Origin of the sequence: Lentilactobacillus sp. TOM.63, from assembly GCF_030361045.1 — a bacterium.
Lineage (GTDB): Bacteria > Bacillota > Bacilli > Lactobacillales > Lactobacillaceae > Lentilactobacillus > Lentilactobacillus dabitei.
The window spans coordinates 1-16,603 of the sequence record NZ_JAUCAP010000055.1 but is presented as its reverse complement, the minus strand read 5'-3'; the positions used below and the strand labels follow the sequence as shown (position 1 = coordinate 16,603).

At 41.5% G+C, this 16,603-nt stretch carries 19 protein-coding genes, 1 riboswitch and 1 other annotated feature; of the genes, 11 read left to right on the top strand and 8 right to left on the bottom strand.

Annotated features, from left to right (window positions below):
* Positions 1-233: 233 nt before the first annotated feature.
* Positions 234-542, bottom strand: a complete 309-nt coding sequence (locus QUF07_RS10220; protein ID WP_054746733.1) for a DUF960 domain-containing protein — start codon at positions 540-542, stop codon at positions 234-236.
* Between the two features lie 73 nt (positions 543-615).
* On the bottom strand, positions 616-1,440 hold the full coding sequence (locus tag QUF07_RS10215; RefSeq protein ID WP_217163173.1) for a LicD family protein: 825 nt from the start codon (positions 1,438-1,440) through the stop codon (positions 616-618).
* Positions 1,441-1,576: 136 nt separating this feature from the next.
* On the opposite strand from QUF07_RS10215, the gene QUF07_RS10210 reads away from it, so the two are divergent.
* The 6 genes from QUF07_RS10210 (at position 1,577) to QUF07_RS10185 (ending at position 4,195) form a co-directional block, all read left to right on the top strand.
* A complete protein-coding gene (locus QUF07_RS10210) occupies positions 1,577-2,038 on the top strand; it encodes a MarR family winged helix-turn-helix transcriptional regulator (RefSeq protein ID WP_217163174.1) in 462 nt (153 codons plus the stop codon).
* Positions 2,039-2,259: 221 nt separating this feature from the next.
* The gene (locus tag QUF07_RS10205; RefSeq protein WP_054746731.1) at positions 2,260-2,514 is read left to right on the top strand and encodes a GlsB/YeaQ/YmgE family stress response membrane protein; all 255 of its coding nucleotides are present in this window, start codon (positions 2,260-2,262) and stop codon (positions 2,512-2,514) included.
* Positions 2,515-2,542: 28 nt separating this feature from the next.
* Entirely contained in the window at positions 2,543-3,109 is a 567-nt protein-coding gene (gene amaP / locus QUF07_RS10200; RefSeq protein ID WP_217163175.1) for an alkaline shock response membrane anchor protein AmaP, read from the top strand.
* A gap of 13 nt (positions 3,110-3,122) precedes the next feature.
* Entirely contained in the window at positions 3,123-3,305 is a 183-nt protein-coding gene (locus QUF07_RS10195; RefSeq protein ID WP_217341822.1) for a hypothetical protein, read from the top strand.
* Positions 3,306-3,321: 16 nt separating this feature from the next.
* The gene (locus QUF07_RS10190) at positions 3,322-3,753 is read left to right on the top strand and encodes an Asp23/Gls24 family envelope stress response protein (RefSeq protein WP_056981066.1); all 432 of its coding nucleotides are present in this window, start codon (positions 3,322-3,324) and stop codon (positions 3,751-3,753) included.
* A gap of 22 nt (positions 3,754-3,775) precedes the next feature.
* Positions 3,776-4,195 (top strand): Asp23/Gls24 family envelope stress response protein, encoded by a 420-nt coding sequence (locus tag QUF07_RS10185; protein WP_217163177.1) that lies wholly within the window; start codon positions 3,776-3,778, stop codon positions 4,193-4,195.
* A gap of 98 nt (positions 4,196-4,293) precedes the next feature.
* Here the strand turns inward: QUF07_RS10185 and QUF07_RS10180 are convergent, their stop codons facing one another.
* Complete coding sequence (locus QUF07_RS10180; RefSeq protein WP_056981064.1) at positions 4,294-4,656, bottom strand: hypothetical protein; 363 nt, start codon at positions 4,654-4,656, stop codon at positions 4,294-4,296.
* Between the two features lie 130 nt (positions 4,657-4,786).
* Positions 4,787-5,344, bottom strand: coding sequence for a cysteine hydrolase family protein (locus tag QUF07_RS10175; protein ID WP_217163180.1), 558 nt, complete (start codon positions 5,342-5,344; stop codon positions 4,787-4,789).
* Positions 5,345-5,727: 383 nt separating this feature from the next.
* Between QUF07_RS10175 and QUF07_RS10170 the strand changes: the two genes are divergently transcribed.
* On the top strand, positions 5,728-7,080 hold the full coding sequence (locus tag QUF07_RS10170; RefSeq protein WP_217163182.1) for an amino acid permease: 1,353 nt from the start codon (positions 5,728-5,730) through the stop codon (positions 7,078-7,080).
* A 195-nt stretch (positions 7,081-7,275) separates the two neighbouring features.
* Positions 7,276-8,181, top strand: a complete 906-nt coding sequence (locus tag QUF07_RS10165; RefSeq protein ID WP_289427368.1) for a magnesium transporter CorA family protein — start codon at positions 7,276-7,278, stop codon at positions 8,179-8,181.
* 169 nt (positions 8,182-8,350) lie between these two features.
* Here QUF07_RS10165 and QUF07_RS10160 read toward each other — a convergent pair whose 3' ends face one another.
* Entirely contained in the window at positions 8,351-8,719 is a 369-nt protein-coding gene (locus QUF07_RS10160) for a hypothetical protein (RefSeq protein WP_217163186.1), read from the bottom strand.
* A gap of 126 nt (positions 8,720-8,845) precedes the next feature.
* Positions 8,846-9,550: a hypothetical protein gene (locus tag QUF07_RS10155; RefSeq protein WP_249778440.1), complete on the bottom strand. Its 705-nt coding sequence runs from the start codon at positions 9,548-9,550 to the stop codon at positions 8,846-8,848.
* Positions 9,551-9,670: 120 nt separating this feature from the next.
* Positions 9,671-9,754: riboswitch (SMK box riboswitch) on the top strand.
* On the opposite strand from QUF07_RS10155, the gene metK reads away from it, so the two are divergent.
* Both metK and QUF07_RS10145 read left to right on the top strand, forming a co-directional pair.
* Positions 9,752-10,942 carry a methionine adenosyltransferase gene (gene metK / locus QUF07_RS10150; protein ID WP_217163188.1) on the top strand — a complete coding sequence of 397 codons (1,191 nt, stop codon included), beginning with the start codon at positions 9,752-9,754 and terminating at the stop codon, positions 10,940-10,942. (Overlaps the previous riboswitch by 3 nt.)
* Positions 10,943-11,017: 75 nt before the next feature.
* Positions 11,018-12,493 carry an MDR family MFS transporter gene (locus tag QUF07_RS10145; RefSeq protein WP_289427365.1) on the top strand — a complete coding sequence of 492 codons (1,476 nt, stop codon included), beginning with the start codon at positions 11,018-11,020 and terminating at the stop codon, positions 12,491-12,493.
* On the opposite strand, the gene mnmM is transcribed toward QUF07_RS10145, so the two are convergent.
* Together mnmM and QUF07_RS10135 are read right to left on the bottom strand one after the other, a co-directional pair.
* A complete protein-coding gene (gene mnmM, locus QUF07_RS10140; RefSeq protein ID WP_217163192.1) occupies positions 12,490-13,065 on the bottom strand; it encodes a tRNA 5-(aminomethyl)-2-thiouridylate-methyltransferase MnmM in 576 nt (191 codons plus the stop codon). The genes QUF07_RS10145 and mnmM overlap by 4 nt on opposite strands.
* Complete coding sequence (locus QUF07_RS10135; RefSeq protein ID WP_289427364.1) at positions 13,062-13,703, bottom strand: phosphatase PAP2 family protein; 642 nt, start codon at positions 13,701-13,703, stop codon at positions 13,062-13,064. Before QUF07_RS10135 ends, mnmM begins: the two co-directional genes overlap by 4 nt.
* A gap of 98 nt (positions 13,704-13,801) precedes the next feature.
* Positions 13,802-14,003, top strand: a binding site (T-box leader).
* Between the two features lie 71 nt (positions 14,004-14,074).
* Between QUF07_RS10135 and leuS the strand changes: the two genes are divergently transcribed.
* Positions 14,075-16,495 carry a leucine--tRNA ligase gene (leuS, locus tag QUF07_RS10130; protein ID WP_217163196.1) on the top strand — a complete coding sequence of 807 codons (2,421 nt, stop codon included), beginning with the start codon at positions 14,075-14,077 and terminating at the stop codon, positions 16,493-16,495.
* Positions 16,496-16,603 lie beyond the last annotated feature (108 nt).

Below are 16,603 nucleotides of genomic sequence, written 5' to 3'. Positions count from 1 at the left end.
TTATTCTAACGAGAAACAAAAAATCTGTCATCAGTAATAGATAAAATCTATTACCAACAACAGATATTGTAGAACCACATTGTCTGCCTCGCTTTTAAATTTCAATGATTGATTATTATCACGACCAAAGACTCTTTTTTGTCATGTAACATGAATCAGCTCAATCCCAAAAAGTACGTGTCAAACAGATTCATTTATATGTTGAAATCAAGATATCATTGGTCTTACCCCGGTTAAATATTGATTTCCGAAGGGGTCGCAATAATTTGGCGATCACCACTGTCGTAAACGACGAGTGATTTGGGATAATTATTGTTATAAGGGAATGGGGAATCAAACGTGGCCACTAATTCGTTATCTTGGATGTAGTCGTATGACAGGTTACCATCATTATTGACCAAATCAAAGACAATTAAATTGGACAGTGGAAAAATCCCTTGTAAATCATTGTCAATCAAATACCAAACATGATCAATTGCCTCATCCGGTAAAGTGGAAACAATGCTATAACTTGCGAAACGTGAATGATCTTTATCAAACATAAAAACACCTTCAATACTCAAAATGTGATTGCTAATAACCTAACAAAAAACAATCAGTGATGCAAGTAACTTGTTAAACCATAAATTCCTGATTATCCATTATCAGCCTGGTAATATGTTTTTCCGTCCGGGCATTTTCTGGCGGTAGAGTCATATAATCGCCATAAATGTTGGTCAAAATCTCATCATAGTCTGCTGGTGCGACAATGGTTGTATCAGCAAATGGGAGATCAATTAAATTAGTGAGCTGATCCTCAGTGAATAATTCTTTGTCATAACCATACTGAGAAGCCAAGTTCTTATAAACGGTTAAATTCGGCCGCTTACTAAATTCAGTCATTGTATCCTGACGTTGGCGTTTGTATTCCCAAGCCGTTTGGAGCTGTTCCGGTGAAAGTGGACTTTGAAACTTTCTTATCGGGTTATCAATAATATTATAACGCAATTTAAGATAGATTCGACTATCCAGCCTTCGTAGGTCAAGAATTTGTCGCCGCTGTCTTTCTTTTGAAGCGGGAATTTTGTCCAGCGGGAAAATATCCAGAAAGATTCCTTTTCGGGCGTTATTCACGTTGTTCCGTTCTTCAATAAAGGTATTACGATCTAAAAGTTTAGCATAGCTCAAGGCATAGTTGCTATCTGACCAAGGTGTCTGCAGGAAATAGTGCGTGTTCTTTAAAATATTTGGGGCAAGGTCAAGTAGCCGTTCGTAGTCCTCTCGGGGAATGCCAACGTCCATGTCATCATCCCATGGAATAAAGCCCTGATGGCGGATCGCGCCAAGCAAGGTGCCGCCAAGGGCAATATAGTTGATATTAAGAGTACTTGTTAATTGGCGAAACTGTTTAAAGATATTTAATTCAACTTCGTGGATTAAGTTAATTACACTGTCTGTCATAGCATCCTCTACTTCCATTTAATAGTTTAATTATAATCCATTTTAGAAAGATTCCCAAAACAAGGGCGATAAGGTTGCGCCTATTGACGTGAAAATATATAATTAGGGCGGTATAAACAATAATAATTATTTGGGAATGGTGAGGGATATGAGTAAAACAAATCAACAACTGTTGAAAGAAGCAATTGATGTTTATCTTTCTTCGTTAAAGTATTTAGATAATTTCGTTTCAGAACCAGCAACAAAGTATGGTTTATCGTTTGAGCAATATTTGATTTTACACACGATTGCTGAACGGGATCATGTATCGCTGATGGATATTGCCAGTGAAAGAAAAGTAACTAGAAGTGCAATTTCACGACAAATCAAAGTTTTATTACAACACGATTATATTTTCCAGAAGCCTGCCGAAAGCGACCGGCGGAGATTATATCTGCATCTGACACCTGCAGGAGAAAAGGCCGAGAAGAAAGTCAACGATTTAATTACCAAACGTTTTGACAATTGGATCAGCCGTTATGGTGAGGACAGGGTTCGAGAAATTCTGGCGTTTATTAAGGATTTTGCTGCTCACGAAATGTCCAGATCAGAAAAATAATTGTTCAGTGTCGAAATAGGGGGATTCAGCTAGCCGTGCAAATTCAATTTTGTGCGGCTAGTTTTTTTATATTTTGCGAACAATACATGATCAGCCTTTAGACTAAAAAAAGCCAATATTCCTTCACAGCTTATTCAAACAATAAGTTATAGGTTATTGTATACTATGGTTATAGCAACAATAACCGTTGTTAAATCTCACTTACAGAAAGGATGATTGCCATGTTTAGTTTAATCTGGACACTTATTATCGGCGGGATTATTGGTGCCCTTGCGGGTGCAATTACGAGCCGGGACATGCCAATGGGCTGGATCGGAAATATCGTCGGTGGACTGATCGGTGCTTGGCTTGGTCAAGCACTCTTAGGAACATGGGGCCCACAATTGGCTGAAATCGCAATTTTCCCAGCAATTGTTGGTGCCGTTGTTTTAGTACTAGTTGTATCTCTGGTCACTCGTGGTTTAGCACGAAGCTAAATCGGGAGAATGGAGAGGAGGTAAGGCGGTGAGTCGTTTAACCAAATTACTGGTTTTAGTAATCAGTATCATCTCAATTGTTCAATCAGTTTGGCTGCTGGCATTGGTGGTGCCAATCGATTACGTGTCAAAACTTGTGTTACCGTCAGTGCAGACGAACACGGATTGGCTGCTGATTGCTGCTTTAACAATCAGCGTAATTGTGGCTTTAATTGGGGTTGCAGCGATCATCACAGTTTTGTTTGCCCCGAAAAAGGCGGATCAACTCATTTTTAGGTCACCAAGTGGGCGGCTGAGCATTTCAAAAAAGGCGATTGAAAAATCGTTGGCCGAAGCCGTCTTGCAACACGCCGAAGTGGCAGATGTCCAAACAAATGTCAAACTTCACACTCGAAACCGGGTTGCCAGAGTTAAGGTGACCGCGGTAGATAAGGAAGGGCGCGACTTGGTGAAGTTAGGTGAGGACATTCAATCGATCGTGACCAATAAGATTGCGAATCTGATGGATGTGAAGGTTAAGAAAGTGAAAGTCAAGGTGAATCCATTCGATTCAATCCGGGATAAGAAGCGGGCGAACCACCCCCGAGTGGTATAAGGAGGCAGGTTAAATGAAATCAATTATGTATGGCGGCCTCATCGGCTTAATCTGTGGCGTTGTGTGGGTATTTGGCAGCTTTAGCGGCATGCTACTGGTTCTTGCCCTCACTTTGATTGGATCGTTGGTAGGCGCCATTATATGGAAATTAGGCGGTATCAGAACTTTGATCGGCCAAATGATTAGTGACGAATAAAAAGGAGTTGATGTTGATGGATGCAACCGTACAAAAACCAGAATTAACCAGAAAATTAACGTTTGAAAATTCTGTGATCGAAAAAATTGCAGGACTGGTTTGTCGAAATGTTGACGGCATTTTATCGCTGGATGGTGGAATGATTAGTGAATTGGCAGATCGATTCTCAAAATCCACTGATCCGACGAAAGGCATTGATGCCGAAGTTGGTGAAAAACAGGTCGCACTGGATATGGAAGCAACAATTGAATATGGGGCAGATGCCCGACAAATTTTTGACGAAGTTTGTACACGGACCCAACGGGCAATTAAAAACTATACTGGTTTGGACGTGGTTGAATTAAACCTAAATATCAACGATGTCCTGACCAAACAAGAATGGGACCAACAAAGCGACCGTAAGAAGGATAAAATTGCCAACGACGTAACTGATGACAGAGTAAAATAATACCCCTTAGGAGGATATGATGATGGCTGAACAACACAAAGACGCAGGTGTCGCAACTGTATTAACCTATGAAGACGATGTTTTAGCAAAGATTGCTGGTAACACTGTTCGTGACGTAGATGGGGTCTTATCTTTGGAAGGTAATTTGATTGACTCAGTTACTGATCGATTTAGTGACGAAACTGACCCAGCAATGGGTGTTAAGGTAGATTTGGATAATGATGACAAAGAAGTTAAGTTATCGATGGATGCGGTATTGGAATATGGCAAGTGTATTCCAAGTGTCTTCAATAAAGTAACCAATAAATTATCTCAAGCAATCACTGAAATGACGGATCTCAAACCAACTGAAATCAAGATTAACGTTAAAGAGCTCCAGACACGGGAAGAATTTATGAATAAGAATCGCAAGAACGATAAAAAGAAAGACAAAGATAAATGAGCTGTTCTGACCAAATTAAAGAGCACCCTGATCGAAATCATGTTTAGATTTCAGTCAGGATGCTCTTTAATTGATCCAGGCAACAACTATTTCAGTTATTAAGCCATTGCTTCGTCTTCATCAAGTTCCAGCCACAGGGCCAAGGCGGTTGGATTAAAGTCAGGCCAGCTCGAAATGTGTTCATAACCACGTTTGAGTAAGGAACTGACTTTTCGCTTTTTCAAATCATCAAAAACGGTTAGGGCAAAAACATTGTCCTCCAGGTCACTAATGACCGTTCCCAGCTTGTGATTCCATTCAGCAACCAGGTCCTGATAAATTAGTAATTGCCGGGAATTTTTGATTGTGTAATCAACGCCTTGCTGCCTTAAAGTAACTTTGTAATCATCATATTCCTGTAAAACAGCTTCCTTAGCGCGTTCCCATTGTTCCTTATTGTACCTTGGCAATTTATTAGCCATGAGTGACGCCTCCTTAAGTACAAAAATAATCGCCAAGCATTAAAATTACTTGACCATTCGATCTTATGTTTAGTCATCTGACGTTCATTAAACACTAAATCGGATTATTTTGCAAAGGGGTAGCGTAAATCTAGTCGACAACCGTTGCGCCAAGCACATTCTTAAAATGTCCTAAAGCCCACTTTTTTCCTTCAGGGGTCAGTCCTGCAACCCCGTTTTGATGAACAACGATATTGTAATTGAGGTTGTAAGCGTCAACCGCCGTGTGCAGTACACAAATGTCGGTACAAACCCCAACTAAATGCAAAGTGTCAATATGGCGTTCCCGTAGCCGAATATCCAAGTCCGTTCCCGCAAAGGCACTATAGCGGGTTTTATCATACATATAAACTTTATCTTCAGCTTGGTTGGCAGTAAACCAGTCCTTCAAGCCATCATAAAATTCGCGACCCCAGGTATTGCGGACGTTGTGAGGCGGAAATAGTTTGGTTTCTGGATGATAAGGATCATGAGGTTTGTGAACGTCAGTTGGCAAGATTACCCAATCTCCGTTTTGAACGAATTGATTGGCGAGCTTAATAATGGTCGGCTCAATATCTTGACCTGCTTTCCCGCAAGAGAGGGCACCTTTGTCAGCCACAAAATCATTTGTGTAATCAATAATCAATAAGGCAGTGTGTGAAGTCATCTGAATCCCTCCAAATATCGAAATAAAAGTATTTTTCACTTTAACTGACCTAAAGGTACTCTGATTTGATCATAATTTCAATCATTTGTGATCAAAAAATTGAGTAACCCGTATGATATTAACTTTGAATCAGTAATTGTTAAGGATTTACCCTTGACTTTTTAAAAATCACCCTTATAATTATTAACTAATCACCAGAGAGCTGACAGTCGCTGGAAGTCAGCAAAAGTTTATGGCAGAGCACATAACTGGTTGCAGCCAATATCTGCATTTTGAGGCAATACATAGTGTGTTGCAGAATTTGGGTGGAACCGCGTTCTCACGAATGCCCCTGGTACCGTAACTGGTACTGGGGGTATTTTTTATTCGAAGGAGGAAACCAGATGGAGTCAAGTAAGTCAACAAATACATTGTCACGTTCATTAAAGAGTCGCCACATTCAGATGATTGCAATTGGTGGTGCGATTGGGACCGGATTGTTCCTTGGATCCGGATCAGCCATTCACACTTCTGGACCATCCATTATCTTGTCCTACCTAATCGTTGGAATTTTTTGTTTCCTGTTGATGCGGGCAATTGGAGAGCTACTTTTATCCGATACCAGTAAGCATTCGTTCCTGGACTTTGTCAAACTTTACCTTGGTGACCGTTGGGAATTTGTGACTGGCTGGACTTACTGGTTCTGCTGGATTAGTTTAGCCATGGCAGATTTGACTGCCACTGGCATTTATATCAAGTATTGGTTCCCAGGTGTCCCTCAGTGGGTGCCGCCACTGGTGATTCTGCTATGTCTGTTCTGCGCAAACATGGTTAACGTTGGCCTGTTTGGCGAGTTGGAATCCTGGTTCTCAATGATTAAAGTGGTTGCCATTATTCTTTTGGTCGTCGTTGGAGTTGGGTTAGCGTTATTCCATGTCAAAACCAGTAGTTCAACTGCTTCATTTAGTAATTTAGTTTCTCATGGTGGCTTCTTTCCCACCGGGGCTCATGGCTTCCTAATGTCATTTCAAATGGTGGTCTTTGCCTTTGTTGGTATCGAGATGGTGGGGCTGACAGCCGGTGAAACTGACAATCCGGAGCTGAACCTGCCAAAGGCGATTAACAGTTTGCCAATCCGAATCGGACTTTTCTATGTTGGGTCAATGATTGCGGTGATGAGTGTCTATCCCTGGAATAAAATCACCACAACCGCGAGTCCGTTTGTTCAAGTGTTTTCTGGAATTGGCATTATTGGGGCAGCCGGCATTTTGAACTTTGTGGTGCTGACGGCGGCCATTTCTGCTACCAATAGCTGCTTATTCAGTACCAGTCGAACGATGTATGCACTCAGTATGGGTGGAAATGCTTCCTCATTTCTCAATCGACTGGGGAGAAACGGGGTTCCTAACATCGCCTTGAACTTTTCCACGGCCTTTCTGCTGATTATCGTCGTTTTAAATTACTTTATTCCAGCAGGTGTCTTTAACTTAGTTTCCAGTGTGTCAACGATCAACTTTGTGGTTGTCTGGGTGGTTTTACTGATTGTCCATTTAAAATATCGCAGAGCCAATCCTAAGGGGGTTAAAGCCTTCAAGATGCCTGGTTATCCGATTGCGGACTACATCAGCTTGGTATTTTTTATTTTCATTCTTGGGTTTCTTTTAGTCAGTTCGACAACAAGAGTCGCAATGATTATTTCAATCGTTTCGGTGGCAACAATGCTTTTAGTTTATCAACTGACTCAGAAAAAAAGCTGAATAATTAGAAAGAAATTACTGCCCACTAAAATCGAGATTTGAGATTTTGGTGGGATTTTTTGATGCCATCATAACTGAATAGCCAAAGCATAGTTGAGCTTATTTGAACGTTGCGACGTTCAATTTGAAAAAGTCACCTGGGTCCCTTACAATTTAGCTATGTAACCACCAATAAATATTAACGAGGAAAAAGCAATGATCGCAATTCACGAATTTGCCACCTACACTTGGGTGGAAGCAGTTGACCCCAATGAGCGTGGGCTAAATGACATTATCAATAAATATCAGCTGCCAAAAAATTTTAAAAATTACATGCTTGATCGCCATGAACAACCCCGTTCTGCTTATGATGATCTGTCGGACTTCGGCGTCTTGGTCGTTCGAGCAATGGGATCAATTGCAGAAAGTCACGCAACCACGGTGCCAATCTTTTTAGGGTTCAGTGACAAGGTGCTAATTTCTGTTTGCCATGACACGGATCAGGCAACGCTTGTCAACAAGCAGTCGGCCCTTGGCTATTCACAAATTAGTAATCATATTTTAGCAATTTTAATGGCGATTCTAACGCCGTATTTCGATAAACTGGACGACATTAGCCAGAGAGCCGAAAAGCTCGAGGGGGTTCATGGCCGCGGGATTAGTAATCAGAATTTGGACAATTTGGCGATGATGAAAACCAATTTGGTGTATTTGCGCTCGGCAACCGCTGGAAATCTGATTGCACTCCAAGAACTTCAAGGAACGTTCCATGAGAAGTTGAAATTAACGGCTGCTTTATCCAAGAGTGCGGACCAGCAAATTTCTGATCTCTTGATTGAATATAAACAGTGTCAGACAATGTTTGATGTGGTTGGGGATGTTGTCAGTGAAACGGAATCCGCGTTTGGTAATATCTTGAATAACAAATTAAACCAAACCATGCAATTTCTGACGGTTTGGTCATTGATTCTAGCAATTCCGCCAATTGTTTCGGGCTTTTATGGGATGAACGTCAAGCTACCGTTTGCTGAAAATGATGCAGCGTGGTTTTACACACTGGTGATCACGTTATTACTGGTTGTTTGGATGTTTCTACATATTCGGTTTAATCGCCGATATTAACAAACGAGATTAGGGTGGATCGTTTATCAAGCAGGAAAATTCCAATCACCTCATTACTAGGGTTAGTAGTACCAGATGTTGAGTGCCTCGTCTATCTTGGATTTAAGTACTATTATGATAAAGCCAAAAATAAGAGTTCAGTTGCATGAATCAAGCTGCAGCTGAACTCTTATTTTGAAAACGTTGGGTTGTTTGAAATTGGATCGCCGTTAGCGAAATGCTTCAATGCGTTGATGGCGTTGCGAACATTGCCGCGAACAAGGTCACTGTGATCTACGCCAATAATTGTGAAAGGAATGAGCAGATCTCCTGGGAAATCTCGAATAATTTGTTTATCCATCAAAATGACATCATCTGTTAATTCGGTTGGATCGAAGAAGTGATCTGAAATAACCTTGATTGATGCTTTAGCTGAATTGATATTGTTCCTCAAACGCTCACAGAAATTTTGTAACAGGGCATCATCGACAATTGGGTTGCCGGTCAGGGAAGGTTGGATCTTTCCCCTTCGAATGTCGCCTACGACTCTGATATTCATATTTACACCGCCCCTCACCATTTATCAATCATTGATATGATAGCTGGTTTTGAAGGTGAACAGGGTATCATATTGGATATCTTTTAGCAAAATTAATGATATTAATAAAATTATAATATTTAGGGCTTATAAACAGACTAACAGCGAAAATAACAGGTAACATGCAGAAGATACGTTGGCCCTTTTTTCAGAATTTTTTGGATTAACCTGTGATTCAAAAAAGAGATAAAATCCGAGGATGATTGCAATTAAAAGCGTCCTAAGCAATGATAATTGTAAGGTTAGACATAGCATTAAAATCAAAACCAGAATGATCAACAGGGATGAAAGGTTATGTTTCTTCATGAATCCATGATATGAAAAAAAGATGTTAGAAAAAATAAGGGTTGTAATGTACATAAGTGAAATGAGTGAGAAGTAGTGATGGTCGGTGATATTGAATAAGAAAGCTACGCCACTGCCATTAATGATCCCAAAGATGATCCACCGACCATGCGGTTCATTTACCAAGGGAGTCAGCAGCAAAATATTTGCGAAAACAAAATCGACCAAGATGAGCGAAGCATTTAAGGCGCCGGCGTTTAAGAAAAGGCGGATGCTCAAGATACCAACAAGGGCATCACAAGCAATTGTGAGTAATTGGTTTTTGGGAGAAGTGAGGACTTGATTCATTAGGATGGCAAACGGAATACCAATGACCATCAGTTGGATTAAATCTTTGTTCACGAAGAATGATTTAATTGGTAAATGCGCAAACAGCATCCAGATAAAAAGTGAGATGGCCACTCTGATTGAAAACTGAATCATTGAATTTTTAGTTGAATTTGTCAAAGTGTCTTTCTCCCCATTGAAGTCGAATATTCATACAAATAATCGTAATGTTTTTTTGCCAAGGGGTCAACGGGTTTTGAAAGAATTGGTTTCAAAATAAAATGATCTGTGATAACATAATAAAGTTATGAGTTCCCGATAGGATTCACGTAATGCGTGAAGAAGCCTTGTAACCTTAAAAATATATAGGGGGAAAATAAAATGCGCGAAAAACATTTATTTACTTCGGAATCAGTTTCAGAAGGTCATCCAGATAAGATTGCAGATCAAATTAGCGATGCAATTCTTGATGCCTTGTTAGCTCAAGATCCAGATGCCCGGGTTGCCTGTGAGACATCCGTGACAACTGGATTAGTTTTAGTTTTTGGTGAAATATCAACGACAGCATATGTTGATATTCAAAAAGTTGTTCGAAATACCATCAAGCGAATTGGTTATTGTGATGGTCGTTATGGCTTTGACGGTGATTCCTGTGCCGTGATCGTTGCTTTGGACGAACAGTCTCCTGATATTGCTCAGGGGGTTGATGATGCCTTAGAGGAACGTAATGGTGAGACGGATCCGCTTGATAAGATTGGTGCTGGTGATCAGGGGTTGATGTTCGGTTATGCGATTAACGAAACCCCTGAACTGATGCCATTAGCCATTTCATTAGCCCATAGGTTAATGAGAAAGCAGGCTGATCTCCGTAAGTCTGGTGCGGTTCCTTACTTAGGACCTGATGCGAAAGCAGAAGTCACCGTGGAATACGATGACAACGACAAACCACTGCGAGTGGATACGGTCGTCTTGAGCACCCAGCATGATGAAGGGGTCAGTTTGGATCAAGTTCGCTCTGACGTGATTGAGAAGATTATCAAGGCCGTTATTCCAGACAAGTACTTGGATGGGAATACCCGTTATCTGGTTAATCCAACTGGTCGGTTTGTGATTGGTGGTCCTCAAGGGGATGCCGGTTTGACTGGTCGGAAAATTATCGTTGACACTTATGGTGGTTATGCTCACCATGGTGGCGGTGCCTTTTCTGGTAAGGATGCGACTAAGGTTGATCGGTCAGCCAGTTATGCCGCTCGTTACATTGCAAAGAATATTGTGGCAGCCGGGTTAGCAGACCAACTTGAAATTCAGTTGGCTTATGCCATTGGGGTTGCCACCCCAGTTTCAATCGATATCAACACGTTTGGTACCGGAAAGGTTTCAGAAGAGAAACTAATTGAAGCAACTCGGAAACTATTTGACCTGCGACCTGCAGGAATCATTAAAATGTTGGATCTTAAACGACCAATTTATGAACAAACCGCTGCATATGGCCACTTTGGTAGGACAGATATTGACTTGCCTTGGGAGCATACGGATAAGGTTGATGCGTTAAAAGATTATTTCAAGTTATAAACAGCTAACCAGCAAAACGCCCTTGAAAATTCAAGGGTGCTTTTTTGGCTAAAAATCAATGTAAGGGGTTATTTCATGTCACAAACAGCTAAACAAAGTAACGTTATGCTTGTCACAATTGCGCTTTTTGTTGCCACTTTCATGGCAGCCATTGAAGGAACAATTGTGTCAACTGCAATGCCAACAATCGTCGGGGATCTTCACGGCGTTGCGCTGATGAATTGGGTCTTCTCGATCTTTTTGTTAACCAATGCGATTGCAACGCCGATCTATGGGAAGCTGGCTGATAGTATTGGCCGCAAGCCCATGTTTATCGGCGGCATTACAATCTTTATTTTTGGTTCCGTGATGTCCGGATTATCTCACTCCATGCTGGTTCTGATTATTTGGCGGGCAGTTCAAGGAATAGGGGCTGGGTCTATTTTACCGATTTCCAACACCATTATTGCCGATATTTATCCGCTGGAGAAGCGCGCTCAGGTTTTAGGCTTAAACAGTTCCGCTTGGGGAATCGCTTCTGTCATCGCCCCGTTACTTGGTGGTTTTATTGTTGATCAACTAAGTTGGCACTGGATCTTTTTCATTAATTTGCCAATTGGCCTGATTGTCATGATCTTGGTTCAATTTTATTTTCATGAAGAGAAACGCCAGACAAAAAGTAAAATGGATGTTGGCGGGACTTGCTGGTTAACAATTATGCTCTTGGCGATTATGTATGCTTTCCAGTTGGTGGGTCAAAGTCCAATTAATTGGAAAATCGTGGCCAGCTGTTTCTTAGTGACCGTGATTGCAGCAATTATGTTTATTAGAAGAGAACGCGTCGCAGAAGATCCTTTGATCCCCATGGAACTATTTGATAATCGGACATTCGTGGTTCAAAATATCGTGGTCTTTTTAGTCAGTGGTTTCTTGATCGGATACGAAGTTTACTTGCCTGACTGGACGCAGGGAATTCTGGGCCTCCAAGCTTCAATGGCCGGTTTTGCCATCACTCCGAGTTCACTGATGTGGATTGTTGGTTCGTTTATTGCCGGTAAATTGTTGGTCAAAACCACCCCGCATTCAATTATCAACCTAAGCTTGTTCTTTATTTTAGTTGGCGGGATTATCATGGTGCTTATTCCAGCCTATACACCGTTTGTGGCCTTTCTATTGATATCAGTGATTTGTGGAACTGGATTTGGTCTCACCGTGACGACGTCGATGATCAGCGTTCAAAATACAGTGAAGTCTACTGAAATTGGCGTTGCGACTTCATTTAACACCCTTGCCAGAACATTAGGGCAAACGCTGATGATTTCTATTTTTGGAATTGTGATGAATATGACAATGCTCCGAGGGGTACGCCAAACCGAGGGCACCACACTGAAAATGATGGACAAGTTAATTAACCCAATGACGGCCAACCAACTGAGCAGTCATGTCTTGCCAAAATTGAGGACCATTCTCTATCATTCGTTACACAATGTATTTATTGTGGCGCTGATTTTGATATTGATCGCATTTGCAGTTAATTTTGCTGATCGCAAAAAGAAACAGCGAACCGACTAATCGATCCGCTGAATGGCCATCACAAACGGTGGCCAGTGTTCTTGATTAATAAATTTATAAGTTAGGACGTTGTATTGTTTTTGGTCGAGTTGGCGACCAAATTCAAGGACGTCTTTTTTCTCTTTCTCACCGCCAGGATGACCATAGTAAATCACTAACACGACGATGCCGTTTCTAGCCAAATGGCTCAGGCAACCCCGAATGCCCTGAATGGTTGTTTCAGAATAGGTGACAATGGTCTTATCGCCGCCCGGCAGATACCCGAGATTAAAGATTGCCCCGGCAATGGTTGTTTCGTATGGCAGGATCTCATCAACCTTTGAGTGACTGATGTTGTAGAGATAGACGTTTTCCGTATCGACATGATTTTTGGTCAATAAATTACGCGTGTTTTTGATCGCTTCCGCCTGAATATCGAATCCATACAATGTGCCCGCTGGACCGACAAGATTTGCTAAAAACAATGTATCGTGGCCGTTACCAACGGTGCAGTCCACAACCGTGTCACCCTGCGATATTCGTTCGGCAAATAATTGATGACTAAATTCCAATGCTGACGGAATTTTTTTCATGATAGGCCTCCTCCAAATTTGTTGAAGACGAATTCGCTCATGTATAACAGGCAGAATCCAAGTGACCAACCACCGGCCACGTCGCTTGCAAAATGAACACCAACATAAATTCGACTTATTCCTATTAGTATAATCATAACAATGAATAGGGTATTAAGCATTAATTTTTCCAAATTATTTTTTAATAATTGATTGACAATGATGATTAAACTGCCAAAAATCATCATCGTGCTCATTGAATGACCGCTCGGAAAGCTGCTTGAGTGAACCGCAACGAGGTGGGTAAACTGTGGGCGTGGCCGATCGATTAATTCTTTAACGAATGTATTGACCGGAATTGCTAACAGAACAGTGTTGATGAATAAAAAGAGACTAGCTTTATTTTTTCTGAGAATCAATAAAGCCAGGCAAGCGCCAGCAACGAATGTGATGAGCGGTATCAGATTCCCAATTTTGGTAAAATGAACAAAGAAGGCCGTGAGTTCCGGGTTAGCCAATTCACGAATTCGGCTGCCAAAATAGTGGTCAAATTGTGTTATCCATGCTGATTGACGCCAAACGCCAGCGGTAAAAGCTAGAAACACAAGTAGTGAAAGGCCCCAAAACGGGTTGCCGATTTGTTTTGATCGTATTTTCATTAATTTCACTTCCAAACAGATGAATCAATTATAATATCTTGAGGCGGTTGTTTTTTAGACGCAGCTTTGGTATGATAATAGGCAATAATTTCAATTTAGTGAAAATGAAGAAACGAATTAGTAACTTTTAACTTGTCTTTAAGAAACCAGGTGGTCGCTGTGAATCTGGACCAAGTTAGGGTGAACTCATCGTTGAATGAACGGCTGAACAAAGTAGGCCGTCCCGGTTTATCGCCGTTATTGATTTTGAGTGCTCAGTAATTGAGAAGATAGGTGGTAACGCGATAAATCGTCCTATGAGAATCCCAGTGTGGTTTCTCGTAGGACTTTTTTCATTTTATTGAAAAGTTTTGAAAGGTGGCAGTTACACAATGGCATACAATCACGACGTAATCGAGCGTAAGTGGCAGCATTATTGGAATGAACACAAGACCTTCAAAGTAACTGAAGATAATACGAAAGATAAATATTATGTGATGGATATGTTTCCATATCCTTCTGGTCAAGGACTCCACGTTGGCCATCCTGAAGGTTACACGGCCACTGATATCATGGCACGGATGAAACGCATGCAAGGTAAAAACGTGCTTCACCCAATGGGCTGGGATGCTTTTGGATTACCCGCAGAACAGTACGCATTAAAGACAGGGCATAATCCACGTGATTTTACGGCTAAAAACATTAAGGTCTTCAAAAAGCAAATCAAGTCGCTTGGTTTTTCATATGACTGGGACCGAGAAATTAATACCACCGATCCATCGTATTACAAATGGACCCAGTGGATCTTTGAGCAATTATATAAACATGGACTGGCCTATGAAGATAACATTGAAGTTAACTGGGCGCCTGATTTTATGGGTGGAACTGTTGTTGCCAACGAAGAAGTTGTTGATGGGAAAACTGAACGTGGTGGTTACCCGGTTTATCGGGTCCCAATGCGTCAATGGGTTCTGAGGATCACTGCTTACGCTGACCGGTTGATTGATGACTTGGATGACTTGGACTGGCCTGAAAGTATCAAGGAACAACAACGTAATTGGATTGGCCGTTCTCGCGGTGCCAGTGTATTCTTCAAGGTGAAGGGGCACGATGATGCTCAGATTGAAGTCTTTACCACTCGACCGGACACGTTATTTGGGGCAACTTACATGGTATTAGCCCCAGAACACGAGTTGGTTGCCAAGATTACAACACCCGAGCAAAAAGCTGAAGTTGAAAAGTATCAGGATGAAGTTTCCCGAAAGTCCGATTTGGAGCGAACGGATCTAAATAAGGATAAGAGTGGGGTCTTCACCGGTGCCTATGGGATTAATCCAATTAACGGTAAAGAAGTGCCAATTTGGATTGGTGATTATGTTCTTGAATCATACGGAACTGGTGCAATTATGGCGGTTCCGGCTCACGATGACCGTGATTATGAGTTTGCCAAGAAGTTTGACTTACCGATTATTCCGGTAATTGAGGGTGGGGACACTGATGAATCTGCGTTCACTGGAGATGGTCCTCACTTCAATTCTGGCTTTATGGATGGTATGGGTAAGGATGAAGCTATTAAGACGGCAATTGATTGGTTAACCGATCACAAAGCTGGCCACGAAAAGGTCAACTACCGGTTGCGTGATTGGATTTTCAGTCGCCAGCGTTACTGGGGCGAACCAATTCCTGTGATCCATTGGGAAGATGGTGAAACAACCCTGGTGCCAGAAGACGAGTTACCGCTCAAATTGCCAAAAGCAAAAGATATTCAAACCTCAGGCGGTAAAGAGAGTCCACTAGCTAATTTAACGGACTGGGTAAACGTCGTTGACAAAAATGGCCGTAAGGGTAAACGGGAAACGAACACGATGCCACAATGGGCAGGTAGCTCATGGTACTTTATTCGTTACGTTGATCCGCATAATGATCAGGCGATTGCCGATCCAGAGAAATTGAAGTATTGGTCACCGGTTGACTTATATGTCGGCGGTGCAGAGCATGCCGTCCTTCATTTGCTATACGCAAGATTCTGGCACAAGTTCCTTTATGACATTGGGGTAGTCCCAACCAAAGAACCATTCCAGAAGTTGGTTAATCAAGGAATGATTTTGGGAACTAACCATGAAAAGATGTCCAAGTCCAAAGGTAATGTCATTAATCCTGATGACATTGTTAAAAAGTATGGTGCGGATACCTTGCGGGTTTATGAAATGTTTATGGGCCCAATCGACGCTGCTAAGCCTTGGAGCGAAGAAGGAATCAACGGTGCCCATCATTGGTTAGATCGTGTCTGGCGCCTCATGATTGACGATAACAACCATCTACGCGATCGGGTAACGACCATTAATGACGGCAAACTTGATAAAGTTTACAACCAAACTGTTAAAGTGGTTACCGATGATTTGGAACATATGCGATTTAACGTTGCAATTTCTCAAATGATGGTCTTTATTAATGATGCTTACAAAGCAGATGCCCTACCAATTGCTTACTTGGAAGGCTTCGTGAAGATGCTATCGCCAATTGCACCGCATATCGCCGAAGAACTTTGGAGCCTCTTGGGTCACGATCAAACAATTACCTATGAACAATGGCCAACCTTTGATCCAAAACAATTAGTTGAAGACACTGTTCAACTCGTTGTCCAAGTCAATGGTAAGGTGCGGTCACACCTGAAGGTTGCTCGTGATGAAGATAAGGCAAAAGTTGAAGAATTAGCTAAAAAAGATGAACACGTTCAACGATATACTGATGACAAAACCATTCGTAAAGTCGTGGTTATTCCTAACAAGATTGTTAATATTGTTGTTGGGTAATTAAATCAAAACTGGCAAAATGCAAAAAACACAGGCTCTTCGTCAACTGTTGTTGGTGAAACTAAATTCGAGTTCTAATCACTTTGTGATTAGGGCTCTTTTTGTTTT

Excerpts from the sequence above, each read along its gene's own strand:
- QUF07_RS10220 (WP_054746733.1), bottom strand. The coding sequence starts at position 542 with ATGTTTGATAAAGATCATTCACGTTTCGCAAGTTATAGCATTGTTTCC.
- QUF07_RS10215 (WP_217163173.1), bottom strand. The coding sequence starts at position 1,440 with ATGACAGACAGTGTAATTAACTTAATCCACGAAGTTGAATTAAATATC.
- QUF07_RS10210 (WP_217163174.1), top strand. The coding sequence starts at position 1,577 with ATGGTGAGGGATATGAGTAAAACAAATCAACAACTGTTGAAAGAAGCA.
- QUF07_RS10205 (WP_054746731.1), top strand. The coding sequence starts at position 2,260 with ATGTTTAGTTTAATCTGGACACTTATTATCGGCGGGATTATTGGTGCC.
- QUF07_RS10195 (WP_217341822.1), top strand. The coding sequence starts at position 3,123 with ATGAAATCAATTATGTATGGCGGCCTCATCGGCTTAATCTGTGGCGTT.
- QUF07_RS10190 (WP_056981066.1), top strand. The coding sequence starts at position 3,322 with ATGGATGCAACCGTACAAAAACCAGAATTAACCAGAAAATTAACGTTT.
- QUF07_RS10185 (WP_217163177.1), top strand. The coding sequence starts at position 3,776 with ATGGCTGAACAACACAAAGACGCAGGTGTCGCAACTGTATTAACCTAT.
- QUF07_RS10180 (WP_056981064.1), bottom strand. The coding sequence starts at position 4,656 with ATGGCTAATAAATTGCCAAGGTACAATAAGGAACAATGGGAACGCGCT.
- QUF07_RS10175 (WP_217163180.1), bottom strand. The coding sequence starts at position 5,344 with ATGACTTCACACACTGCCTTATTGATTATTGATTACACAAATGATTTT.
- QUF07_RS10170 (WP_217163182.1), top strand. The coding sequence starts at position 5,728 with ATGGAGTCAAGTAAGTCAACAAATACATTGTCACGTTCATTAAAGAGT.
- QUF07_RS10165 (WP_289427368.1), top strand. The coding sequence starts at position 7,276 with ATGATCGCAATTCACGAATTTGCCACCTACACTTGGGTGGAAGCAGTT.
- QUF07_RS10160 (WP_217163186.1), bottom strand. The coding sequence starts at position 8,719 with ATGAATATCAGAGTCGTAGGCGACATTCGAAGGGGAAAGATCCAACCT.
- metK (WP_217163188.1), top strand. The coding sequence starts at position 9,752 with ATGCGCGAAAAACATTTATTTACTTCGGAATCAGTTTCAGAAGGTCAT.
- QUF07_RS10145 (WP_289427365.1), top strand. The coding sequence starts at position 11,018 with ATGTCACAAACAGCTAAACAAAGTAACGTTATGCTTGTCACAATTGCG.
- mnmM (WP_217163192.1), bottom strand. The coding sequence starts at position 13,065 with ATGAAAAAAATTCCGTCAGCATTGGAATTTAGTCATCAATTATTTGCC.
- QUF07_RS10135 (WP_289427364.1), bottom strand. The coding sequence starts at position 13,703 with ATGAAAATACGATCAAAACAAATCGGCAACCCGTTTTGGGGCCTTTCA.
- leuS (WP_217163196.1), top strand. The coding sequence starts at position 14,075 with ATGGCATACAATCACGACGTAATCGAGCGTAAGTGGCAGCATTATTGG.